The following is a 22,496-nucleotide window of genomic DNA, read 5'->3' as shown; positions in this document are numbered from 1 at the left end:
GCGGCCTTGCTGATACTGCCGGCTGTAACACACTGAAGGAATTCGCCACCCCGGGTGGCGAATATCTTTACGAACTTACAGCCGGCAGTATGAGTCGCCCGGCCTTGTCCAGGGTCTGGACCGCACGCTGGAATTTGCTCGAGCTCTTGGCGGCCTTCCCGAGTTGGCCACTGGGCAGGGCCGTCTCTAGCACCAGATATCCGAGATAGCCTTCGTACCAGCCCTGACGGTAGGCCCGATAGGCCTGCGTCCCCTCCTCGTGAGGGTTGTTACGCTTCTGTTGGGTCTCGACCGAGGCCGGCAACTGCCGGATGAGTTCGTCCATCTCATCGAGCTGCGAGACGACCTGCGCGGTCGTCTTGAGATAGCCGACCGGATCGGTCACCATCGCCTGCAACATCTCAGCGGTCTCGACACCACCAGTCGAGAGCCCCGACAGCGTCCCCAGCGATTTGGTCTGTTCGTAACCCACGATTCCCTCTGCCGAGAGTTTCGTGGCGACCTGACCGAAGACATCGTGGCGCTGAATCGCGAGCGCTTTGGCCGTATTGTCGTTCCGGTCGGACGCCTCGACCGTGATCGAGGTCCCGGAGTAGAAGTCCGTGACCGTATCGAAGGCCCCGGTCGTGAACTCGCTCGTGACGGAATCGTGCCGCCCCGTCAGGTGGTGGTTCGTCTCCGTGTCGCCGCCACGCAACACCGTCGCGCTCCCGAGTCCGGCCGGATCCTCAGCAGCGAACTGGACCTCGTAGTCAGTGTCGAAACTCCACGGTTGCTTCTCCCAGGCCACGTAGTAGACGTCGAGTTCCGGCGGCGTGATGTCGTACAGCGTCGGATCGGCGTCACCACTGACTGCGCGACTGTCAGAAATGCCGTCACCCGTCGTATCTCCCACACTCGGGTTGGTCCCGAGTTGGCGCTCTTCGAGGTCGGTAAGGCCGTCGCCATCGGTATCTTCGACCAGCGGATTCGCCGCGCCGGTCTCGATCTCGAAGTACGCCTCCGGATCGTCGAGTTCGGAGAAGTCCTCTGCGTCCGCCAGATCTTCCATAAGCGTCCGGGTGTGCTCGCGATCCGGTGTATACTGGATCTCCCACCCCTCGATCTGCTCGCGGTCTGGTAGGCCGTTTCCGGTCGTGTCGAGTCGGGCCGGGTGCGATTTCGCGTCCGTGACCTGTGCGTGGAGTTTCGTCTCGTTGTCGTCCCCGACGACCCGGTACTCCACGTCGACGGTGTCGTTGTCCCAGATCCCGTTACCCGACGTATCCTTCGCGAACGGATCGAGATGTAACGGTTCGCCGACGACGCCTGGACCACCGGTCGGCATCCGCAGATCCATCTGCTCGACGGCGTCGGGAATGCTGTCTCCATCCGAGTCCTTGAGAGAGATGCTGCGGTTCTCCGCGACTCGTTCGAACGTTTCGGGGAGGTCTTCAGCGGACTGGACGTGATAAAAGTCCCCGCCCGTCGCGCCGGCGATCGACCGTAACTCGTTCTCGTCGATGCCGGAGCCAACGCCGACAGTGTTGACGGTGATATTGTGCTCAGCGGCAGTTTCGGCGACGCTCACCGGGTTCGGCCCGGTGTTCGTTCCTCCGTCAGCCAGGAGGAGCATCTCCTTCGACCGGTTGTCCCATCCATTGGTCGTGAGCTCGTCGATCCCAGCCTGCAAACCGCCGCCGGTGTTCGTCGAACCGCCAGTTCCGAGCGAGGAGAGAGTGCGATTAAGCGCGGCGTGACCGGTCGTGAGACCGGCGACCAATCGACCGTGATCGTCGAAGGTCGCGAGTCCAGCACGTTCGTCCTCGAAGAGTGCACCGACGAAACGCCTGGCGGCGTCTCTCGCGTACCGGATCCGCTCACCGCCCATGCTCCCACTGGTATCGATGACGAACGCGAACTCCGCCTTCAGCGGATCGCCAGTGCTGACGTTTCCAGTGAGGTTCCCCTCAACGTGCTCGTCTTCCAGCGAGATCGTATCACTTGTGGTGTCGTTCCATGCCTCGACCCGGAACACCGAGAAGTACGAGAAGTGATCGACCTCGGCCGTGGCAATGCCCGCATCAGGGTCGATATCCGTCTCGACAGCGGTCCACGGCTCCACACTCGTCGGGTCCCAGGTGTATACCGAGAGGTTACTTTCAGGGGAAACGTCGCCAGTAATCGGGACGTGGACAGTTGCGTTCTCGATTGGCCGTTCGCTTTCGATACGGACCATCGGACCTGCACGATACGACGAGTTCGACGCCGGTGTCTCGTCTTCGATCCGCAGCGATCCACGGCTGAGCCCCTCTCCGCTGGCTTCGACCGTAACGCCTGAACTGTCGTCAGTGATCGAGACGTTTCGGTGCTCGTCCGGCGCAGGCGATGTCCGGAGTACCTCGATATTACTGAGATTCAGCGTTCGCGTGACAGTGACGCTACGTTCATCGTCGTGTGCCGAAGGAGCCAAAGCGGTGACAGTGGCATTCTGTGTCAGGTTTTCGAACCGCAACAGTGTGGATCCGGTTGCGGCAGTTGCCGGTGATTCGGGTGACCGAAGCGACACGGACCCCGGATCGACAGATTCCTGCGACACGTTAACAGTCGCGTTGTCGTACTCGAAAGGCCGAACGTCACGGACGGTCACGCGGAGCGGAACGACGACCGTCCCGTTGTGCTCGAAAGCGCGCCTGTGAGAAAGGGTAAGCGTCGGCTGTGTATTGGCTTCGATTGCATCGAGCGTTCTATCGGCGTGTTTCCAGGCGTTCCGCAGCTGCGTGAGTGTCTGTACACGCCGTTTTATCGAGTCTCTCGACTCGTTGACGCTGACCCGGATTTCGGAACTCCGATTCGTAGACAGCAACGGCATGGGAAGCGTCGAGGACGGCGATGCGACTGCTCCGGTTGTACGCTTCGAAAAGCGGTTTGCTGACGTTCTCGATCGCGTCCTCGTCGCTGTGCTTGGCTAGCTTCGATAGCGCACGCTGAGCCCGAATCCCGGTCACGAAAGCGGCGCGTGAATCGATTCGATCGAACTGTCGATACTCCTCGATTGATTCGTTTGTCAGGTCTGCGACCCGTTCGAACTCGGATGCAGACTTGTCGTGCTCGTCTGCGAGCGCTAATGCACGATCCCGAGCAAGTATCAGCGACTGAATCGAGTTGTTAGTCGGGATATCTGGAACGGAAACGTTCGACGGGTCTCGAGCCCGGTTGTGGCCGGGCGGTCCGTGGCCTGCGTTCGACTGGCTGCTCGACACGTCATCCAGCACAGTGACACTAGCAGGATCCTGTTTGGAGAGATCGCGTGAGCTGTTACCAATACCGCTTGCCAGAACTGGCGTCGTTATCGCGGAGACGACAAGTATCGCTGCCAGTACGACAGCGATCGAATTGCTTCGATCCCCACCCATATGCGCGGATTTTCAGGACTAGTATTTAATACTTGTTATCCAATCTGGTCATAAATCAGTGGAATAACAGCCTACGAAACGCTGACGGACCGGGTTTCGACGACCGGCTCCAGCGGGAGTTCAGGATAAGCGACCTCTACCCGAAACGTGAGTTCGTCCGCGTCGCCACCGAAGACACCGACGGGGAGCGTCGTCTCGCCGAGATAGCAGTCGGTGGCAGTCATCTCGACGCCGTTGACCGTGACCCGGACGCCGGCGCGGGCACCGCCGGCGACGTTGCGGACGGTGACTTCCTGCATGCTGTTGTCGCCGCGGGCGATCGTCTCGGGGAACGATCCCCACTCGACGACGACCCGGGGGAGGTCCCCGGCGTGTTCCTGGATCCGTTCGGCGACGCCGTCGCTCAGGCCGGCGGCGACCAGTTCGTCGCGGTCGGCGTCAACCACGTCGGTCGGCGTCGCGAAGCCCGCGGTCGCAAGCGTTTTCGCCCGACCGGACCCGACGCCGTCGATCGCCGTCAGCCCGACCGCACCTTCGCTGAGGCCGTGCTCGACGCGGGCCTCGACCCGGCGGGCCAGGTTCGCCTCGCGAGCGCCCGCGAACCGATCGAGAAACGCCCGCAGCGCGGCCAGCAGGCGAAGCGCGTTCTGGCGGATCACCCAGGCGTCGCTTTTCAGCTCCGAGGGGACGGTGCCGTTCATCCCCGACCGAAGGATCGCATACACCTTTCGCGGGCCGGGATCGAGCGACTCGCCGCGACCGCCCAGTACCGCCTCGACGGCGTCTTCCTCGTCCTGTCGGGCCGAGACGCTGTCGAAGGCGCCGGCCTGGGCGACGGCTCTGAGGACGGCGTCGTCGGTCAGTTCGTCGGCCGCTTCGGCCAGGTCCGCGAACGACCGGGCGGTGTCGAGCCGCAGGTAGAACTTCGAGGCGAGCCGCCCCAGCGCCGTCGCGTCGACAGAGAGGTCCGCGTCCATCTCGATGAAGCCGCGATCGACCAGCCCGCGCAGCGTCCGCGAGGCGTGCTCGCGGAAGTCCCCGGCGCTGGCGTACTGCTCGGGGGCGCTCCCGGCCCGGACGTGATAGAAGGTCGTCTCCAGCCACGAGAGCACGTCCTCCAGGTCGTCGATCGTCCCCATCGCGATCTCGGCGTTGAGGTGGGACTCGAGGTCCTCGGCCAGCCGAGACTCGATGTCCTTGCCGTCCCGCAGCAGCCGCCGGTACTTGTCGGCCTCGCCCCGGTCGGCGATCACCCAGGCGTAGCCGGTGTCGTCGTAGCCGGGCCGGCCCGCTCGCCCGAGCATCTGGAGGACGTCGAGGGGACTCATGTCGACCTCGCCTTCGAGTGGATCGTGGTACTTCGTATCCCGGATCACGACACAGCGGGCGGGCAGGTTCACGCCCCAGGCGAGCGTCGACGTCGAGAACAGCAACTGGATCTTCCCCTCGCGGAACCACCGCTCGACGCGGTTCTTGTCGTCCCGTGAGAGGCCGGCGTGGTGGAAGGCGACGCCGTCCAGCACCGACTGGCGGAGCGTGTCGTTACTCAGCTCGGCGGCGTCGTTGTGGAAGTCGTAGTCGCCGCGCGCGCCCATCGGGACATCGCGTTCGACCAGTTCGTCGCGGGCCTTCTTGGCGGCCTGGACGGTGTCCTGCCGCGAGGAGACGAAGACCAGCGCCTGCCCGTCGTCCTCGAGATGGGGTTCGACGAGGTCCATCGCGCGATAGAGCCGGCGGTACTTGTCGGCGAAGGCGTTGTCGCCGTGCGTGTAGGTCTTGACGTCGGCGTTGAGCGGGACCGGCCGGTAGGACTCACCGAACTCGAAGGTCGTCTCCGGCGGGGCGTCGAGCCAGTCGGCCACGTCCTCGACGTTGGGCATCGTCGCCGACAGCGCGACGATCCGGGGGTCACAGAGCCGCCGGAACCGCGAGATCGTCACCTCGAGCACCGACCCACGGCGCTCGGAGTCGAGCAGGTGTACCTCGTCGATGACGCAAGTATCGATGTCGGTAATAAAGGAGTACCGCGGCGTGTCGTGCTTGCGCGTGGCGGAGTCGGCCTTCTCGGGAGTCATCACGAGCACGTCCGCGCGCTCGGCCCGGCGCGGATTGAGGTCGCGCTCGCCGGTGACGACGTACACCGAATAGCCCAGTTCCTCGAAGCGCTCCCACTCGCGCTCTTTCTCGTTGGTGAGCGCGCGAAGCGGAGCGATAAAGAGCGCGGTCCCGCCGGCCCGGATCGTCTCGCTGATCGCGACCTCGGCGATGGCGGTCTTGCCGCTGGCGGTCGGCGCGCTCACGACGACGTTGTCCGAACGCTCCAGCAGCGCCGGCAGCGTCTCGGTCTGCATCCGGTTGAACCGCTCGAAGGGAAAGGCGTCGGCGAACTCCGGGAGCACCTCGGAGACGGGGAGTTCGGTCTCGCTGTCTGCGTGAGAGGCCACACCGGAACCGAGGTGGCTGCGGGCATAGTGCTTACGGAGAACTCCGGGTCCGGACGTGACCCGTCGCTGTCACGGCCGGGAGGACGTGCGCCAGCGCTTGTGCGTTTCGGCGACAAGTACCACTGTCGGTGACAGAACGAGGATGCGGATCCACGTGTCGACCGCGATCGGCTCGACACCGAGCAGTAGTTGCGTCGGGGCGGCGTGGATCGCGAGCAGATGCACGGCCAGTGCCGTGAGCGTCCCGGCGAAGAGGAGCGGATTCGAGACCGGGCTCTTCTCGAGCACGGAGCGCGACTCGGAGCGACACGTCCCGAGAAACAGCGCCATCGACACGACCATCGTCGACAGGGCGGCCGTCTGGGCGTATCCGAGCGCCGCCCCGTTCGTGAACTCGTACCAGAAGACGGCGAGTGCGAGGGCCGCGAGCCAGACCCCGACGATGACGGTTCGCTCGAGGAGCTGCTGCGAGAGCAACCCCTCGTCGTGCCGATGGGGTGGCCGTTCGAACTGTTCGCGCTCGCCCGGCTCGAACGCGAGCGCGACGTCCTGAATGCCGTTGTTGACGACGTTCAGCCACAGCGCCTGTGCAGGCAAGAGCAGCAGCGGGAAGAGCCCGGTCTCGCCGCGCGGAAGCACGCCCGCGACGGCGAGGGAGAATGCAGCGAGAATCGCCAGCACGAGCGCGACGCCGGTCGCGAGGAGGAACATCGTCGCCTTGCGGATGTTCGAGAAGACGGTCCGGCCCTCTTCGACGGCGGCGTACACCGTGGCGAAATTATCGTCCGTGAGGACCATCTCGCTGGCCTCCTTCGCGACGTCAGTGCCGGATATCCCCATCGCAGCACCGATGTGAGCAGCCTTCAGCGCCGGTGCGTCGTTCACCCCGTCTCCGGTGACGGCCACGATCTCGCCGTCGGCCTGGAGTAACGAGACGATCCGGAGTTTCTGCGCCGGGGTGATGCGAGCGAAGACGGCCGTCTCCCGGAGGCGTGCAGTCAGTTCGTCGTCGGAGAGCGAAGCCACCACCTCGCCCGTGAGCACGCGGTCGGAGTCGATCCCGACCTGTTCGGAGATGGCTCTCGCAGTCGCGGCGTGATCCCCGGTGACCATCTTGACGTCGATGCCGGCACGAGAGCACGCCTCGATCGCCTCCGAGACGCCCGCTCGCGGCGGATCGATCAGGCCCGCGAACCCCAGGAACGTCAGTCCGCTCGGCTCCTCGGTATCCGTCAGGTTCCCGTCACTCCAGCGTCTTTTCGGCCCACTTCAGCGCGTAGTCGGCCCCGTGCTCGCGGTAGGCACTGGTGTTCAGCGCCCCGAACGGCGTCGGCAGCTCGAGGTCGTGTTTGATCGCGCTGCAGGCCAGTTCGGCGGCGTCACCGAAGTTAGTCCGGCCGCTTGCGACATCCGAAGTCAGCGAGGACAGCCGCGGCTGGAGACGCTCGCCGGCGTCGACCCAGGCGTCGTGGAGCCGTGCGTGTCCGTCGGCCCAGTCGGCGAAGACGGGTCGGGTGTGCAAGCCGAGATACCCCTCGTAGAGCGCGGCCGCGAGCTGGTAGGTGTCGGCGGGGTCGAGCCGTCCGGCGACGGCCGACGCGAACTCGCGGTAGCCGTCCTCGAAGAAGCCGAGGAACTGCTCGGGCACGTCGAGTCCGACCTGCACCAGCGCTTCGGCGAGCAGGAACTGAACGAACGCCTCCGGCGAGCCCGACAGCCGCGGCTTGACCAGCACCACGGGCGGGTCGGTCTGGCGCGTCCAGGCGACACCGCCGTCGCCCGGTGCGCCGACGGTGAACGTGTCGCTGGCGTATTCGACGAGCAGTTCCGGAGCGTCGGCCGGCAGCCACGAGCGGGGATAGCTCACCGGGTCCAGCGAATCGACGAACAGCCCGAGCTGTTCGGCGCTCGCCGGCGGGAGCGTCTCGAAGTCCCGCTCGACGTCCAGCACGAGCGCGTCGGGTGCGTGAGTGGCGCGGATACGATCGACGGCGTCGGGAAGCGATCGTTCGGCGAACATCAGGCTGCCAGGGCGGTGTTGACGATCAGGGCGACGGCCAGCAGTGCCGACAGCCCGACGGTTCCGAGAACGATTTTCGTCGCTGTGCTCATGCCCCGTCGTTCTAGGGCAGGCGAGTTAAACGCACCGCAGACGCCGAGCGTCCACTGTGACACACCCCCGCGGTGGCGGGCGCGAAAGTACGCCCCCGAAGGAGCGGGTGTCTCGTGGGCCGCGTCACCGCAACTGGTGGTAGGTGTCTCTGAGCGTCGCCGCCGCGACGTCGGCCACGTCGGCGGCCTCGCGCTGAGTGAGCGAGACGTCCGACTCGCGGGCGGCCGTGTACAGGCAAGCCGCGGCCACCCCGGCCGGGTTGCGTCCGCTCGTGATCCCCTCGTCGGCGGCCCGGGCGGCCAGTTCGCGCGCCCGCCGTTCGACATTGGTTTCGAGACCGAGTTCGCTCGCGAACCGCGGCAGGTACTCCGCGGGATCGATCGGCCCGGTCTCGAGGTCGAACGCGCGGTTGAGCACGCCGTAGCAGTTCTTGAGCCGGCCGCGATCGACCCGCGAGACCGCCGCGACCTCCGCGAGCGTTCGTGAGACGCCCGCGATCCGACAGATCGCGTACAGCGCCGCCGTTGCGATCCCCTCGATCGAGCGCCCGCGGAGGAGATCGTCCTCCTGGGCGCTGGCGAAGAGGACACACGCCCGGTCGCGGATCGGGTCGGGCAGCGATAACCGGCCGACCATCCGCCGGATCTCGATGAACGCCTCCCGGCGGTTTCGCGCGACTTTTGAGGGCGCGTTCGCCCGGTGGTGCTGGGTGCGAAGCCGCGCAAATCGGCGTCGCTTTTTCGCCGGTGCGTTGCGGTCGCGACCGATCTCGGTCGAGAGGCCCATGTCGTGACGGGCGGGCGTCAATGGCGCGCCCGTGCGGTCGCGCTCGTCCTCGTCGAACGACCGCCACTCCGGCCCGCGGTCGATCCGGTCGGTCTCGACGACGAGCCCGCAGTCGGTACAGACCGTCTCCTGTTCCCCCGTCCGGAGTGTCCCCCGACACTCCGGGCACAGCTGCTCACCGCTCGCGTGCATCAGTCTGATTCGGTCGAAGGATCTACTTAAGTCTCGGTAGCGGTGTGTCGACAGGGGACACACTCTCAAAGTGACCGCTATACGTCTGTCCCGGATCGGACGCACGCCGTCGTGCGGCTGTACCGGCAAATCGGTACAACGGTCACTCTCAGTCAGAGCCGGTCGGCGATCGCGTCGGCGACGTCGTCGAGTTCCGGGTCCGTGGGGTCGAGTCGGGACTCGAAGAGCACGTGGATCGGCCCGGCCCCGTCGCCCTCCGAGCGCGGGATCACGTGGGCGTGGACGTGCGGCACCTCCTGGCCGGCGGCCTCGCCGTTGTTGAACGCGACGGTGGCGGCAGGCGCGTCCACGGCGTCCTCAACCGCGGGGACGACCTCGTGCAACGCCGCGTAGAAGTCAGTCGCCTCCCCGGCGGGGATGTCCTCGAGGCGCTCGTAGTGAGTTTTCGGGACGACCAGCGTGTGTCCCATCGTCAGGGGGTTGGCGTCGAGAAACGCCAGCGCCGCGTCGTCCTCGTAAACGGTTCGGCCGGGGATCTCGCCGTCGACGATACCACAGAAGATGCAGTCCTCGCTCATGTGCATGTCTGTGAGGGCGAGCAAAATAATGGTTCGGCGTGGGTGACTGCCGCCCCGAGCGGACGAACGGCCGAGCGTCAGTCACTCGGTCAGCGGCAGCGCAATACCGAACGTCAGCGGCGCGAACAGTCCGACAACGATACCCAGGATTTCGAGGTCGAGAAACAGCGTGTGTCCCCATGCGGGCATCGATCCGACGACGGCGGGCCCGAGGGCTTCCCCGAGCAGGCCGACGACGAGCAGGCCGACGCCGAGGGCGAATCCGCGCCGGGTCAGTTTCGAGTAGTCGAGGTCTCCGTATCGTCCCATACTCGTTCGGCGACGAGAAACCCTCAAAAGTGTTTCTACTCCGCGGGCGACGAGATGGAAAGAGTGATAATGACCACTGGGGGAGGACTGAATATGATCGAAAGTATCACCGAGACGGTACCGGAGCTGTTGTACACGGTTCTCGCCGGCGGACTGACCGTCGTGGGCGTCCTCGCCGAGACGGCGAGCATGGAGACGATCTCGGGCGGCGAGACGGCGGTCGGGCTGTGGATGGCCGCGATCGGACTCGTGGCGCTGTACGCCGGATTCAAGCTGGCCCGAGAGAAGAGCGTACTGACAGTCTGACGAGACCAGTCTAGTTATTTTGTCACGACCGGCGATCAGGTCGTCGCCAGCGCCAGATCGCCAGTCCGAGTTCGTACAGCCCGATCACCGAGACGACGATCGCTGCGACCTCGACCGTGGGAAGCGCGATCGATTCGGCCTCGCTGACCAGCGGCGGGTCGGGATTGGCGAAGTAACCGAGCGCGATCGCGCCGAGCAGGACGGGAATCCGGACGCTGCGGAGTCGCAGGTACGCGCGGAAGCTGCGCCGAGTCGCCCGCCGCTTGAGCGCGAACAGCGTCCCCTCGAAGAGGCCGACGATCGCGAGTGCGACGAGCACCGGGAGGTAGCCGAGTACCCCGATGCTGTCGAGCGCATCGAAAACCGAAGCCGGGATCGCGCCGAAGTAGCTGCCAGGCATCGGGAACGAACTGAGCAGGTAGCCGACGAGCGCGGTCGTCCCCCAGACGTACGGCCGGGCGGCCGTAGCATTCTCAAGCGTCGGCGCGAGCGAGCCGTCGCCGGTCCAGTACAGCAGTGCGAGCGTGCCCTCGAACAGCACGATCATCGTGGCCGTGACGATGAACGGTGCCATCCCGGTCGGGTCGGGGTTGAAGATGAACGCCACCGTCGCGAAGCCGGCCCAGAAGTACAGCCGCTTGTCGGCCAGCCAGCGCCGGGAAGTGACGCCCATCATGATCGCGAGCATGATGAAAAGCGGGATCTGGAAGACGAAGGCGAAAAAGCCGAGCATCAACACCATCAGTTCGAACGTCTGACCGAGGCTGAACGCGATCTCGGCGGCCCCCTCCGAGTAGAACAGGAAGTACGTGAAGATCGCCGGGAGGACGATGATATGGGCGAACAGGAGCCCGACGAACGCCAGAAGCAGGCTCGTCGGCACCGAAGCCAGGTAGTACCGGCGCTCGTGAGGGTACAGACCCGGGCGCATGAACAGGTAGCTCTCGTAGACGAGCACCGGCAGTGCGGCGACAAAGCCCGCGAGCGTCGCGACCTTCAGCCGCGCAAGGATGAGCCCGAGCGGGTGGTACACCCGGGGACAGGCACTGCTCTGGGCCACGTCGGCGGCCTGCGTACACACGTCGGCCGACGCCGGACCGATATACGAGTACCACAGGAAGTTGATGAGCCACTCCGAGAACGGAAAGACGATACCGCTGACGACGGCCATCACGACGAGCACGCGAAGCAGCCGACTGAACATCTCCTCGATGTGCGCGGTCAGCGGGAGTTCCTCGTCGTCGGGTGCTCCCTCGAGACTGCCCGGCTGATCGGGTTCGGGCTCGTACGCTCGCGGGTCGGAGTCGTAGGGCTCGGACGGCGGCGTCGGCTCCTCACCGGGGACGTCCGCACCGCTCGTTTCGCCCTCGCCCATAGTGGGCGGCGGTTTGTCCCCGGCTATTGTAAGCCTTCTTTTCTGCACAGCGAACCGGGGACGAGTCCGGCGGTACTCGTCGTCGATGAATAAATTGATAACAACGAGTCGGCAAACGTTCCCGAAGAGCTATGGCCGGCGCAATCGACGAAGACACCCGTCGGACGATCGCTGGCGGTCGGGAAGCGCTCGGAGCGGCACTCAAGACAGTGCAGCGGCACTTGCAGGTCGTCTTCGTCGTCTTCGTCATCACGCTCGTCGGGACGATTCTGGCGTTGCAGAACTACATCTGGGACGCGCTCAAGCGGGATCTGATCACCGAACAGGCCGAGGTCGTCACGATCACTCCGTTCGAAGTCATTCTCCTGCAGTTCAAGATCGGACTGATCGTCGGTGCGATCGTCTCTGTGCCCGTGCTGCTGTATCTCTCGCGGGACGAACTCCGGCGGCGCGGCTGGCTCCCGAAGGTGCCGCTGGCCAGGTGGAAGTTCGCGCTGCTGGTCGGGGGCGTCCTGACGCTGTTCGCGCTCGGCATCGCGTACGCCTACCTGTTTTTCTTCCCGCTGATGTTCGATTTCCTCATCAGCACGGCGACCAACTCCGGGTTCGAACCGACCTATTCGATCACCAAGTGGATGGAGTTCATCGTGCTGTTGTCGCTGTCGTTCGGGATCGCCGCCCAGTTGCCGCTGGTGATGAGTACGCTGGCGTACGCCGAGATCGTCCCCTACGAGACGTTCCGTGATTACTGGAAGCACGCGATCGTCGGGCTGTACGCCGGCGGGGCGCTGTTCACCCCGCCCGACCCGTTGACCCAGTTAATGTGGGCGACGCCGCTGGTGGCGCTGTATGCGGGCAGTCTGAAGTTCACCCGGATCATCGTGACGGTCAAGCGCAGCAGCGAACAGTTCGAGTTCGCCGCGATAGCCAGACGGAACTGGAACCGGATCGCGGGCACGGCGCTGCTGGCGTTTCTGCTGGTGTACGTCTTCTTCTCGACCGGCGGACTGGCGACGCTGAACGACGTGTTCGGTGCGTCGTCGCTGTGGCCGACGCTGACGCCGCTGCCGGAATCGACCGGCCTCTCCCGGCAGGCGGTCGGGGTTCTTGCGGGGACGGCGATCGGGACCGTAGTCGCACTAGTCGTCTTCTATCGGACGATCGCCCGCGAGCTGACGACGCTCGATCCGGCAACGGCCGCGAGCGTCGGTGATCCCGCCGAACTGGACGTCAGCGAACTCGACGCTGCAGGCGTCCGGGCGGCCCCGCTGGAGCCGTTCGAGGAGATGAGCGAGGACGAACTGATGGGTATCGCCTCCGGGGCGCTGGAAGACGACGAGCCCGAACGTGCGGAGGCGCTGCTGGAGAAATTCGACGAGGCTCAGGAGCGATCGGGCCAGTCGGAGACCGAACCGGCCGGCGAAGACGCGCCGGCCGACGCCGGCGAAAGCGGGACGCCCGACGAGCAAGCGGACTCGGACGTCGTCACCGAGACGACGGCGGGCATGGTCGACGCGTTCACCGAGGAGGAGACGACCGAAGACGACATCGGTGGGTACTACTACGACATCGCGTTCATCCTGGACTCGCTGACCTCGAAGGCGTTCCGGATCGTCGGGCTGTTCATGGTCGTGCTCGGCGGGCTGTTCTTCTATCTCTACCAGCGCGGGATCAAGGACATCAACGCCGACTTCCTCGCGCGGCTGCCAGCCGGGATGAGCGCCGAACAGGTCCAGCCGGTCGCGTTACACCCCGTCGAGCACCTGATCTTCGAGATCAAGTTCAGTACGCTAGTCGCCGCGCTCGTGACGCTGCCGCTGATCCTGTATTACGCCTGGCCGGCACTCCGGGAGCGGGGGCTGGTCACGGGTGACAAGCGCGTGTTGCTCGTCTGGGGCGGGTCGCTGTTCGTCGGGATCGGGATCGGCAGCGCCATCGGATATACGCTGGTCGCGCCGGCGATCATCTCCTGGCTGGCCCAGGACGCGCTGGGTGCGAACATGATCATCGCCTACCGGATCAAGTACTACGCCTGGATGATCGTCTACACGACGATCGGGATCGGCCTGCTGGCGGAGGTCCCGGTGTCGATGTTCCTGTTTCACTTCGGCGGGCTCGTCTCCTTCGAGGCGATGTGGAGTCGCTGGCGAGAGGTGACGATCGGAATCTTCACCTTCGCCATGCTCGTCACCCCCAGCGGGATGTTCACGATGTTGCTCGTGGCGATTCCGATCGCGCTGGCGTTCTACTTCGGGCTGGCCGTGCTGTGGCTCACCACGCTGGGCGGCCGTCGCGGCGGTGGCAACACCAGCGTCGAGGAGCCGGCCTGATAGTGACCGTTGTAACGATTTACCGGTGCGACCGCGCGGCTTCGTGCGGTCGATCCGGAACAGACTTACAACGGTCACTATGAGAGGGATTGGCGTCGCCGATCGGAGAGCGGATCATCGTTCCCGGGCGACCGCTATGGATTGCTACGCTCATCCCGACAGGTGGCCGCGGGGATCGATCACTCGGAGCGAGCCCAGAGCACCACCAGAAGAGCGGTGATCAGACTCATCGAGAGCAGGCCGAGCTGTGGCAACGTCGCCCCGATCGGTTCGAGCCGGTACTGGACCGTCGAGCACCCGCCGCCGAGGGCGCACGTCCCCGTCGAAGAAGCGGTGAACTGAAGCCACGAGTGGTACGCCCCGATCAGGACGCCACCGATCGAGAGCGGGAGCGCCGTCCGATAGACCGTCACCCGGCGTTCGAGTGCGGCGACGCCGAAGACGGCGACGAGCGGGAACGTCACGATCCGCTGGTACCAGCAGAGCGGACACGGTTCGATCGCCAGCACCGTGCTGACGAAGAGACTCCCCGCCGTCGCGACAGCGGCGATCAGCGCACAGCACCAGACGATGAGCGTCTGGCCGTCCTCGACGGGCACTCCCTCGAGCGGTGCATCGAGCGCGTCGATTCGCCAGACCATCCGTACGTGTCACTCTCCGAGATAACAGGATAAAATTTCCTATACCGGCGTTCTTAAACGCTACTTCCGATCCATCGCCGTTCGGACGATCCAACAGGAATATAATATTCCTCGGAGAATACTCGGGCATGCCAAAGATAAGCGTCGAAGTGCCACAGGAGCTGCTGGAGGATCTGGACAGACACGTCGGCGAGGACGGGAAGTTCGTCAACCGGAGCGAGGCGATCCGCGCGTCGGTTCGGAAGACGCTCGACCTGCTCGACGAAATAGATGCCCGCCACGACCGTCTGGACGATGTTGAGGAATAGTTCCCAGCTCGCAGTTCCGCAGGTCGCACTGCTCGCGCTGTTCGTCACGGCGCTCGTGACGGCGCAGGTGACCGCCGCGAAGGTGCTGGCGTTCGAGTTGCCGGTGTCGATTCCGATCGCCGGTGAGACGCTACTGTTGCCGGGGGCGGCACTGGCCTACGCGCTGACCTTCTTCGCCTCTGACTGCTACGCCGAGCTGTACGGCCGCCGTGCAGCACAGGTGATGGTCAACGTCGCGTTCGCGATGAACTTCGTGTTGCTGGCGCTGGTCTGGAGCACCATCGGCGCGCCGATCGCGACTGAAGCGTCGAGCGTCTCGCAGGCCCAGTTCGCGGATGTCCTGGGGGCCTCGACGGGCATCGTCGTCGGGAGCCTCGCCGCCTACATTGTCAGTCAGAACTGGGACGTGATCGTCTTCCATCGGATTCGAGACGCCACCGACGGCGAACACCTCTGGCTGCGCAACCTCGGCTCGACCGCGACGAGCCAGCTCATCGACACGGTGCTCTTCGTCGGGATCGCCTTCTTCCTGTTTCTGGGCGTCCCGCTCGAAGCGGCCCTCTCGCTGATCGTCGGGCAGTACCTCCTCAAACTGGCCATCGCCGCGCTTGACACGCCCTTCGTCTATCTCGTCGTCGGGCTCGTCCGCTCGCGCGAGCAGAACTCGACGGCACTGGCGTTCTAACCACTTTTTCCTCCTTCGGGTTTCCTCAGCTCGCGAAGCGAGCCTGCGGGAACAGCGTTGCGACGAAGCCGCAACGTCATTCGGTCGCGGGCGTGCCCGCGACCCGCTCGTCAGAAAAACGACCTCGACCTCACTGCGCTCGGTCGAGTGAAACGGCGCTCGCTTCGCTCACGCCGTATGCTGGTCGCTACTTACGCTTCCGACTCGGCGACCGGCACGACCGCGATCTCCATCTCGATGCCTTCGACCTCCCAGGTCTTGCGGTGGCCGTCCTCGACGCGTCCGAGTTCGTCGGCACGGACCTCCTCTTTGATCAGGTCCTCGTGCTCGGCGACGAGGTCAGCGATACGGTCGTCACTCACGTCCAGGTCGACGCGGATGCGCTCCTCAAGGTCGAGTTCGAGGTCCTTGCGCATCTCCTGTACGCGGCGGATGACCTCGCGGGCGTAGCCCTCGCTCTCGATGTCCTCGGTGAGCGTCGTGTCGACGTAGACGACCCCCTCGCCGGACAGGGCCTCGAAGGCGGTGCCGGCGACCCCGTCGGGCAACTGGCGGACGAACTCGACCATCTCCGGTTCGAGGTCGATCTCCCGGTCGAGTTCGTCGGCGACTGCCGCCTCCAGTGCCTCGATGGTGGGTTCGGCGATCCGGGCGTCGTTGCAGGCCTGCATGACCTCCTGGGCGTCGCCGCCGAACGCGGGCCCGAGCTCGCTCATGTCTGCCTCGGCGCTGTATGAGAGTTCCCCCCAGTCCGATCCGGAGCCGACGACCTCGACGCGCCGGGCGTTGAGTCGATCGGCGATCAGCGCAGCGCGGCGCCGGACTGTCTCGACCAGTTCGCCGGAATCGTCCGCGTCGACGTCGACGACGACGCGCTTGATCGGCCAGCGCAGTTTCCGTTCCGCCTGCTGACGAGCGTTCGAGCCGGCCTCTTCGACCGCGCGGACGACCGCGATGTCGTCTTCGAGGCCGACGTTCTGCCAGTCGGGATCGGGTTCGGGGTAGTCACACATGTGGACCGTCGGATGGCCCGCGTCGCCGGTGAGATTCTGGTAGATCTCCTCGCTGATGAACGGCGCGTAGGGCGCGAGCAGAGCGACGACCTCCTCCAGCACGCGATACAGCGTCGCGTAGGCGGCCAGTTTGCTCGGGCTGTTCTCCTCCTCCCACATGCGCTCCCGGACTTCCTGAATGTAGAACCGGGAGACGTCCTCGACGACGAAATCCAGCAGCGCGTTCAGGCCCTTGTCGTGCTCGAAGTCCTCGAAGGCCTCGTCCATCTCGGCCTTCACAGTCTGGAGCTTGGAGAGGAGCCACTCGTCGATGAGCTCGAGATCGTCCGCGACGGACTCGACAGTGGTCGCTTCGGCGGCTTCGCCTCGTTGCGTCTCCGACGCAACGCCCGGATCGAATCCGTCCGCGCGCATGTACGGTAGCGGGAACCGAAAGACGTTCCAGAGAATGTTCAGCCGGCGCTGCATCTCCTGGGTCTCCTCCCAGGAGAAGTTCATGTCCTCGCCCTGCGCGGTGACAGACAGCAGGAACAGCCGCATCGGATCCCGGCCGTACTCGTCGATGACCTCGTGGGGATCGACGAAGATCCCCTTCGATTTGGACATGCCGCGGCCGTCGGGCATGTTGGCGTAACCGTGCATCAGCACCTCCTCGTAGGGGATCTCACCCATCGACGCGCCGCCCATGCCGAGCTGCGACCAGAACCACCCGCGGGTCTGGTCGTGGGCTTCGATAATGAGGTCGGCGGGCCACAGCTGTTCGAAGTCCCCGGTCTGCTCGGGGTAGTCCAGCGTCCCCCACGTCGCAACAGAGGAGTCCAGCCAGACGTCGAAGACGTCCTCGACGCGGGTGTAGGTGGTCCCGTTCTCGGTGATCGTCAGCTCGTCGACGGTGTCCTTGTGGAGGTCGACGTCCTCGGGATCGACGTCCTGGTCGACCCGCTCGGCGAGTTCCTCGCGGTCGCCGACGACGATGGCGTCGTCCATCGAGCCGTCCCAGTCTTCATGAGTCCAGATCGGGATCGGGATCCCCCAGTAGCGCTGGCGGGAGACGTTCCAGTCTGGGGCCTCCTCGACGAAGTCCCGAAAGCGGTTGTCACGGGCCCACTCGGGGTGCCACTCGCTGTCCTCGATAAGCTCCAGCAGTTCGTCTTTGATGTCGGTGATCGTGATGAACCACTGGTCGGTGACGATCCGGACGATGTCGGTGTCACACCGCCAGCAGTGGCCCTCGCGGACAGACGTCGAATCGTGAGCGAGCAGCAGACCCTTCGCGTCCAGATCCGCGATAATCTCGTCGTTTGCGTCCCGGACGAACGTGCCCGCGTATGTGCCGGCCTCGGCGGTATACTCTCCGTCGGGGTCGACCGGACAGAAGATCTCGAGATCGAGCTCCTGTCCGCGCTCGAAGTCCTCCTCACCGTGGCCGGGTGCGGAGTGGACGAGTCCGGTGCGGTCGGCCTCGACGTACTCGGCGGTGTAGACCTGTCCGGAGCCATCGGCCTGGGCGTGGTCGGGGACCTCTTTCGCGAGGGGGTGGTCGTACTCCCAGCCGACCAGTTCTTCGCCGTCGAGGCGCTCGACGACCTCGTAGTCGTCGTAGCGGCCCTCTCTGAGCACGTCCTCGACGACCGCCTCGGCGACGTACAGGCGTTCGGTCTCGCCGTCTTTCGTGGCGTCGACACCGACGTATTCCAGATCGCCGTCGACGGCGACGAAGGTGTTGGCGACGATGGTCCAGGGCGTCGTCGTCCAGATGACGAGGTATTCGTCGCTCGCGGCGTCGCCGTCTTCTCGCGGGCTTTGCCCGCTCGAACGGTCCGCGGAACTCCGTTCCGCGCTACTCGCGCGTTCCGAGGGGGCGCCCTCGCGCTCTGTGAGGGGGAACTTGACGTAGATCGAGGGCTTCTCGACCTGATCGTACTCGACCTCGTTGTTGGCGATGGCGGTCTCACACCGCGGGCACTGGTTGATCGAGCGTTTGCCCTGCTCGACGAGGCCACGCCGGTGGGCCTGCTCGAACCCCCACCATGCCGCCTCCATGTACTCGGGGTCGACCGTCTTGTAGGGGTCGTCCCAGTCCATCCAGACGCCGAAGTCCCGGAAGTCTTCCTGCAGGCCCTCGAGTTGCTCGTCGGCGAAAGCCTTGCACTCCTCGATGAAGGCGTCCTCGCCGAACGCCTCGATGTCTTTCTTGTTCTCGAAATCGAGTTGCTCCTCGACTTTCGTCTCGATGGGCAGCCCGTGCATATCGTAGCCCGGACGATCGGTCACGTCGTAGCCCTGCATTCGCAGGTGGCGGATATAAATGTCCTTCAGGGTCTTGTTCCAGGTCGTTCCCATGTGGGCTGCCCCCGACGTGTACGGCGGTCCATCGACGAAGAAGAAGTCCTCCCCGTCGGCACGATGCTCCACGGTCTTCTCGTAGGCGTCGACTGCCTCCCAGTACTCGAAGACACGCTCCTCGACGGCGTGTGGGTCGTACTGGTCGTCGACGTCGGCGAACCGGTCCATACTGGAAGGAATCGCCGCCGGGATTAAAGGACAATCGGTTGTGTGCCAACGCTTCGACAACGCCGTCGGCGAGCGCTACCGGAGCATCGTCAGAAACATCTTGAACTGCGAGGCGGCCTCGACGGCGTGGGGCTCGTTCGCCGGGAGGACGATCGACTCGCCGGCCGCGACCTCGTGTTCGGTCCCGGAGACGGTGACGAGAGCTGTCCCGTCGACGACCTGCAAGAGAGCGTCGTGCGGGGCCGTGTGCTCGCTGAGGCGCTCGCCCTCGTCGAAGGCGAAGACGGTGACCGTGACGGCCTCCTCGTCGACGAGCGTCTGGCTCACGACGGCACCGGACTGATAGTTGAGCAGGTCCTCGATCTCGAACGACGAGCCGGCGAGATCGAGGAGCTTCTCGCGATCGGCCATCAGGAGAGGTCGATGTCGGCGGAGTCGTCTCGCCGCTCGAAGGTCACTTCCAGGATCCCGTTGTTGTAGGTCGCGCTGGCCGAATGCTCGTCGACGCTGACCGGGAGCTGGACGCGCTCGAAGTACTCGCGCTCGGGGCCGGCTGCGTCGATCGTCAGCTCCTCGCCGTCGCACTTCAGGTCGATGGCGTCCTTCTCGACGCCGGGAACGTCGGCGACGACCCGGATCTCGTCGTCCGCCTCGTAGATGTCCAGATGGATGTCGCGGCCGTGACTCTGTCCGCCGTCGCCGTGGCGTTCGACGTGCATGTCGAAGTCACCGCCGGTCATCTCGTTCATCATCCGTTCGAGTTCTCGGAAGAAATCGTCGAAGGGGTCGTCGCGGTCGTCTCGTCGCATGCCCGTCAGTAGGGCCGTCCGGCCCAAAAGCCTTCGCCTCGGGGCCCGAAATGCCGAGTGAGCGCGACTGGGCCGAACCGATTGACGGAGGGTCACCTCTGGCGGAATCGATACAGTGATCCGTGATTGTCCGGGAACGAATTCGGCGACTCGTTCGACGCGTGTCGAATTGTACCTTATTGTTTATGTAATTTGGTTACACGTTCGTGGCAACAACCGAAAAACATTTACTCGCTACCGTAGCAATTTCACACGGAGTAGTAATCATGAGTGCAAGCGACACAGTCAGGATCGGGATCAACGGCTTCGGCCGGATCGGACGGTGCACGTTCCGTGCAGCGCTGAACAACGACGACGTCGAGATCGTCGGGATCAACGACGTGATGGACTTCGAGCAGATGGAATACCTGGCGAAGTACGACACCACGCTGGGTAACCTCCCCTACGACCTCGAGCGCGACGGGGACACGATGAGCGTCGACGGTGAAGACATCTCGCTGTATAACATCCAGAGCCCCGAGGAACTGCCGTGGGACGACCTGGACGTCGACGTCGCCGTCGAGTCGACGGGGATCTTCCGGACGAAAGACGAGGCCTCGGCGCACCTCGACGCCGGTGCCGACAAGGCGCTGATCTCCGCGCCGCCGAAAGGCGACAAGCCGGTCCCGCAGTTCGTCTACGGCGTCAACCACGACGAGTACGACGGCGAGGACATCGTCTCCGGCGCGTCCTGTACGACCAACAGCGTCTCGCCGCCGATGTACGTCCTGGTCGAGGAGTTCGGCGTCAACGCCGCCGAGATGACGACCATCCACGCCTACACGGGCTCGCAGAACATCGTGGACGGCCCCAAGAGCAAGACCCGCCGCGGTCGCGCGGCCGCCGAGAACATCGTCCCGACGACGACCGGCGCGTCGACGGCGACGACCGACATCCTGCCCGAGTTGAAAGGCAAGTTCGAGGCCATGGCGATCCGCGTCCCGACCCCCAGCGGGTCGATCACCGAGATCGTCGCCGACCTGGAGGGCAACCCCAGCGCCGAGGAGATCAACGCCGCGATGGAGGAGTACGCCAACGGCGAACTCGAAGGCTCGATGGGCGCCATCGACGACGAGATCGTCTCGCGTGACATCCTCGGCTGGGAGTACGGCTCCGCGGTCGACCTCGAGCAGACCAGCACGGTCGAGGGCGGCGACCTCGCGAAGGTCTTCGCCTGGTACGACAACGAGATGGGCTACACGGCCCAGATGATGCGTCTCGCCGAGTACATCGCGTAAGCACTCCCAACTGCACCGTTTTTTCAGACACACGCCACCGAACCAGCCACAACACCATGCCCGAATACAACACGCTCGACGATCTCGAGCCCGGCCAGCGCGTCCTCGTCAGGGTCGACCTCAACTCCCCCGTCGAGGACGGCGTCGTACAGGACAACAACCGATTCGATCGCTACTCCGAGACCGTCGCTGCACTCGCAGACGACGACCACAAAGTCGTGCTGATGGCCCATCAGGGCCGGCCCGGTCGCGACGACTTCGTCTCGCTTGACCAGCACGCCGAGATCCTCGAAGAGCACGTCGGCAAGCCCATCCAGTTCGTCGACGACATCTACGGCGACGACGCAGTCGAGGCCATCGAGGGCCTCGAAGCAGGTGAGATTCTCCTGCTTGAGAACACCCGGATGGCCGACGACGAACTGCCCGAGAAAGACGCCGAAGAGCACGCCGAGAGCGACTTCGTCCAGACGCTCGCACCGCTTTTCGACGCCTTTGTCAACGACGCCTACTCGGCGGCCCACCGCGCTCACGCTTCGACGGTCGGGTTCGCTGTCGAGTTGCCGACCTACGCCGGCCTCGTGATGGACAAGGAGTACCAGTACAACACGAGCGTCGCCGAGAAGGAGTTCGACGGCCAGGTAACGATGCTCTGCGGTGGCAACAAGTCCGAGGACGTCATCAGTGTCGTCAACAACCTCGAAGAGAAGGTCGACACCTTCCTCGTCGGCGGCCTGCCGGGCGAACTGTTCCTCCGTGCGGAAGGCTATCCCGTCGGCATGGACATCGGCGACATGGACCTGCTGGACGACCAGTGGGACGAAACCAAAGATACCCTCGAGGACCTCGTCGAGAACCGCCGCGACGACTTCGAACTGCCCGTCGATTTCGCCTACGAGGACGCTGAGGGCGAGCGCGCCGAGATCGCGCTGGAGGACATCGACGAGAAGGAGACCGGCTATCTCGACATCGGCCACGAGACGATCGAGGCCTACGAGCCGATCATCCGCGAGTCCGAGGCCGTCTTCGTGAAGGGCGCGGTCGGCGTCTTCGAGGACGAGCGCTTCGCCGACGGCACGGTCGAGCTCATCGAGGCCATCGGCGAGACCGACTGCTTCTCTGTCGTCGGCGGCGGTGACACCGCCCGGACCCTGTCGCTGTACGGCCTCGACGAGGAGAACTACGACCACGTCTCCATCGCCGGCGGCGCCTACCTCAACGCCCTGACCGGTCAGGAACTGGTCGTCGTCGACGTGCTGAAGAAGTACGCGTAAGATCTCTCACCGGCTTTCTCGATCGTTCCTGTCTCCTGAGAACGCTCCCGCGGTTATATATCAACTTTTGCTTCATTTTTATATGTGATATTCCTAACGCCGACAGCACCGGTGGGCACGACAGGACGGCTACGCAAGGGGTTGGTTGAC

The 22,496-nt window shown here is 64.8% G+C and carries 19 protein-coding genes; 6 read left to right on the top strand and 13 right to left on the bottom strand.

From position 1 onward, the window contains the following. Positions 1-67 precede the first annotated feature (67 nt). From HSR122_RS00435 to HSR122_RS00405, 8 genes are all read right to left on the bottom strand, one after another. Positions 68-2,218 carry a vWA domain-containing protein gene (locus HSR122_RS00435; RefSeq protein WP_229110694.1) on the bottom strand — a complete coding sequence of 717 codons (2,151 nt, stop codon included), beginning with the start codon at positions 2,216-2,218 and terminating at the stop codon, positions 68-70. Positions 2,219-3,466: 1,248 nt separating this feature from the next. Then, positions 3,467-5,839, bottom strand: coding sequence for a DEAD/DEAH box helicase (locus HSR122_RS00430; RefSeq protein WP_229110693.1), 2,373 nt, complete (start codon positions 5,837-5,839; stop codon positions 3,467-3,469). Positions 5,840-5,908: 69 nt separating this feature from the next. After that, complete coding sequence (locus HSR122_RS00425) at positions 5,909-7,039, bottom strand: HAD-IC family P-type ATPase (protein WP_324254659.1); 1,131 nt, start codon at positions 7,037-7,039, stop codon at positions 5,909-5,911. 43 nt (positions 7,040-7,082) lie between these two features. Next, positions 7,083-7,859 (bottom strand): DUF7089 family protein, encoded by a 777-nt coding sequence (locus tag HSR122_RS00420; RefSeq protein WP_229110692.1) that lies wholly within the window; start codon positions 7,857-7,859, stop codon positions 7,083-7,085. After that, positions 7,859-7,951, bottom strand: a complete 93-nt coding sequence (locus tag HSR122_RS15090; protein ID WP_449404330.1) for a hypothetical protein — start codon at positions 7,949-7,951, stop codon at positions 7,859-7,861. Before HSR122_RS15090 ends, HSR122_RS00420 begins: the two co-directional genes overlap by 1 nt. 124 nt (positions 7,952-8,075) lie before the next feature. Beyond that, positions 8,076-8,930: a transcription initiation factor IIB gene (locus HSR122_RS00415; protein WP_229110691.1), complete on the bottom strand. Its 855-nt coding sequence runs from the start codon at positions 8,928-8,930 to the stop codon at positions 8,076-8,078. Positions 8,931-9,082: 152 nt separating this feature from the next. Next, positions 9,083-9,508, bottom strand: a complete 426-nt coding sequence (locus HSR122_RS00410) for an HIT family protein (protein WP_229110690.1) — start codon at positions 9,506-9,508, stop codon at positions 9,083-9,085. An 81-nt stretch (positions 9,509-9,589) separates the two neighbouring features. After that, positions 9,590-9,817, bottom strand: coding sequence for a DUF7860 family protein (locus HSR122_RS00405; protein WP_229110689.1), 228 nt, complete (start codon positions 9,815-9,817; stop codon positions 9,590-9,592). A 93-nt stretch (positions 9,818-9,910) separates the two neighbouring features. Here HSR122_RS00405 and HSR122_RS00400 point away from each other — a divergent pair, with 93 nt between their 5' ends. Further along, the gene (locus HSR122_RS00400) at positions 9,911-10,123 is read left to right on the top strand and encodes a hypothetical protein (protein ID WP_229110688.1); all 213 of its coding nucleotides are present in this window, start codon (positions 9,911-9,913) and stop codon (positions 10,121-10,123) included. Positions 10,124-10,145: 22 nt separating this feature from the next. Here the strand turns inward: HSR122_RS00400 and tatC are convergent, their stop codons facing one another. Continuing rightward, complete coding sequence (gene tatC, locus HSR122_RS14945) at positions 10,146-11,498, bottom strand: twin-arginine translocase subunit TatC (RefSeq protein WP_324254644.1); 1,353 nt, start codon at positions 11,496-11,498, stop codon at positions 10,146-10,148. A gap of 131 nt (positions 11,499-11,629) precedes the next feature. On the opposite strand from tatC, the gene HSR122_RS00390 reads away from it, so the two are divergent. Continuing rightward, the gene (locus HSR122_RS00390) at positions 11,630-13,828 is read left to right on the top strand and encodes a twin-arginine translocase subunit TatC (RefSeq protein ID WP_229110687.1); all 2,199 of its coding nucleotides are present in this window, start codon (positions 11,630-11,632) and stop codon (positions 13,826-13,828) included. 179 nt (positions 13,829-14,007) lie between these two features. Here the strand turns inward: HSR122_RS00390 and HSR122_RS00385 are convergent, their stop codons facing one another. Beyond that, the gene (locus HSR122_RS00385; RefSeq protein ID WP_229110686.1) at positions 14,008-14,469 is read right to left on the bottom strand and encodes a disulfide bond formation protein B; all 462 of its coding nucleotides are present in this window, start codon (positions 14,467-14,469) and stop codon (positions 14,008-14,010) included. Between the two features lie 128 nt (positions 14,470-14,597). Here HSR122_RS00385 and HSR122_RS00380 point away from each other — a divergent pair, with 128 nt between their 5' ends. After that, positions 14,598-14,777 carry a ribbon-helix-helix domain-containing protein gene (locus tag HSR122_RS00380; protein ID WP_229110685.1) on the top strand — a complete coding sequence of 60 codons (180 nt, stop codon included), beginning with the start codon at positions 14,598-14,600 and terminating at the stop codon, positions 14,775-14,777. Continuing rightward, positions 14,740-15,462 (top strand): queuosine precursor transporter, encoded by a 723-nt coding sequence (locus HSR122_RS00375; RefSeq protein WP_229110684.1) that lies wholly within the window; start codon positions 14,740-14,742, stop codon positions 15,460-15,462. Before HSR122_RS00380 ends, HSR122_RS00375 begins: the two co-directional genes overlap by 38 nt. Before the next feature lie 191 nt (positions 15,463-15,653). On the opposite strand, the gene ileS is transcribed toward HSR122_RS00375, so the two are convergent. The 3 genes from ileS to HSR122_RS00360 form a co-directional block, all read right to left on the bottom strand. Then, on the bottom strand, positions 15,654-18,989 hold the full coding sequence (gene ileS / locus HSR122_RS00370; protein WP_229110683.1) for an isoleucine--tRNA ligase: 3,336 nt from the start codon (positions 18,987-18,989) through the stop codon (positions 15,654-15,656). 75 nt (positions 18,990-19,064) lie between these two features. After that, positions 19,065-19,400, bottom strand: a complete 336-nt coding sequence (locus tag HSR122_RS00365) for a cupin domain-containing protein (protein WP_229110682.1) — start codon at positions 19,398-19,400, stop codon at positions 19,065-19,067. Further along, positions 19,400-19,798 (bottom strand): Hsp20/alpha crystallin family protein, encoded by a 399-nt coding sequence (locus HSR122_RS00360; protein ID WP_229110681.1) that lies wholly within the window; start codon positions 19,796-19,798, stop codon positions 19,400-19,402. Before HSR122_RS00360 ends, HSR122_RS00365 begins: the two co-directional genes overlap by 1 nt. Positions 19,799-20,064: 266 nt before the next feature. Between HSR122_RS00360 and gap the strand changes: the two genes are divergently transcribed. Both gap and HSR122_RS00350 read left to right on the top strand, forming a co-directional pair. Next, positions 20,065-21,075, top strand: a complete 1,011-nt coding sequence (gene gap / locus HSR122_RS00355; RefSeq protein WP_229110680.1) for a type I glyceraldehyde-3-phosphate dehydrogenase — start codon at positions 20,065-20,067, stop codon at positions 21,073-21,075. Positions 21,076-21,131: 56 nt separating this feature from the next. Beyond that, positions 21,132-22,346 carry a phosphoglycerate kinase gene (locus tag HSR122_RS00350; RefSeq protein WP_229110679.1) on the top strand — a complete coding sequence of 405 codons (1,215 nt, stop codon included), beginning with the start codon at positions 21,132-21,134 and terminating at the stop codon, positions 22,344-22,346. Positions 22,347-22,496: the final 150 nt, after the last annotated feature.

The sequence above is a fragment of the Halapricum desulfuricans genome, assembly GCF_017094525.1.
Lineage (GTDB): Archaea > Halobacteriota > Halobacteria > Halobacteriales > Haloarculaceae > Halapricum > Halapricum desulfuricans.
Note: the sequence above shows the minus strand (reverse complement) of the source record. Positions and strands in the feature narration are given on the sequence as shown.

Bases quoted from the DNA above. Each gene is read 5' to 3' on its own strand.
- tatC (WP_324254644.1), bottom strand. From the start codon at position 11,498: ATGGGCGAGGGCGAAACGAGCGGTGCGGACGTCCCCGGTGAGGAGCCG.
- HSR122_RS00420 (WP_229110692.1), bottom strand. From the start codon at position 7,859: ATGTTCGCCGAACGATCGCTTCCCGACGCCGTCGATCGTATCCGCGCC.
- HSR122_RS00375 (WP_229110684.1), top strand. From the start codon at position 14,740: ATGCCCGCCACGACCGTCTGGACGATGTTGAGGAATAGTTCCCAGCTC.
- HSR122_RS00360 (WP_229110681.1), bottom strand. From the start codon at position 19,798: ATGCGACGAGACGACCGCGACGACCCCTTCGACGATTTCTTCCGAGAA.
- HSR122_RS00415 (WP_229110691.1), bottom strand. From the start codon at position 8,930: ATGCACGCGAGCGGTGAGCAGCTGTGCCCGGAGTGTCGGGGGACACTC.
- HSR122_RS00410 (WP_229110690.1), bottom strand. From the start codon at position 9,508: ATGAGCGAGGACTGCATCTTCTGTGGTATCGTCGACGGCGAGATCCCC.
- HSR122_RS00380 (WP_229110685.1), top strand. From the start codon at position 14,598: ATGCCAAAGATAAGCGTCGAAGTGCCACAGGAGCTGCTGGAGGATCTG.
- HSR122_RS15090 (WP_449404330.1), bottom strand. From the start codon at position 7,951: ATGAGCACAGCGACGAAAATCGTTCTCGGAACCGTCGGGCTGTCGGCA.
- ileS (WP_229110683.1), bottom strand. From the start codon at position 18,989: ATGGACCGGTTCGCCGACGTCGACGACCAGTACGACCCACACGCCGTC.
- HSR122_RS00435 (WP_229110694.1), bottom strand. From the start codon at position 2,218: ATGGTCCGTATCGAAAGCGAACGGCCAATCGAGAACGCAACTGTCCAC.
- HSR122_RS00400 (WP_229110688.1), top strand. From the start codon at position 9,911: ATGATCGAAAGTATCACCGAGACGGTACCGGAGCTGTTGTACACGGTT.
- HSR122_RS00365 (WP_229110682.1), bottom strand. From the start codon at position 19,400: ATGGCCGATCGCGAGAAGCTCCTCGATCTCGCCGGCTCGTCGTTCGAG.
- HSR122_RS00350 (WP_229110679.1), top strand. From the start codon at position 21,132: ATGCCCGAATACAACACGCTCGACGATCTCGAGCCCGGCCAGCGCGTC.
- HSR122_RS00405 (WP_229110689.1), bottom strand. From the start codon at position 9,817: ATGGGACGATACGGAGACCTCGACTACTCGAAACTGACCCGGCGCGGA.
- HSR122_RS00390 (WP_229110687.1), top strand. From the start codon at position 11,630: ATGGCCGGCGCAATCGACGAAGACACCCGTCGGACGATCGCTGGCGGT.
- HSR122_RS00385 (WP_229110686.1), bottom strand. From the start codon at position 14,469: ATGGTCTGGCGAATCGACGCGCTCGATGCACCGCTCGAGGGAGTGCCC.
- gap (WP_229110680.1), top strand. From the start codon at position 20,065: ATGAGTGCAAGCGACACAGTCAGGATCGGGATCAACGGCTTCGGCCGG.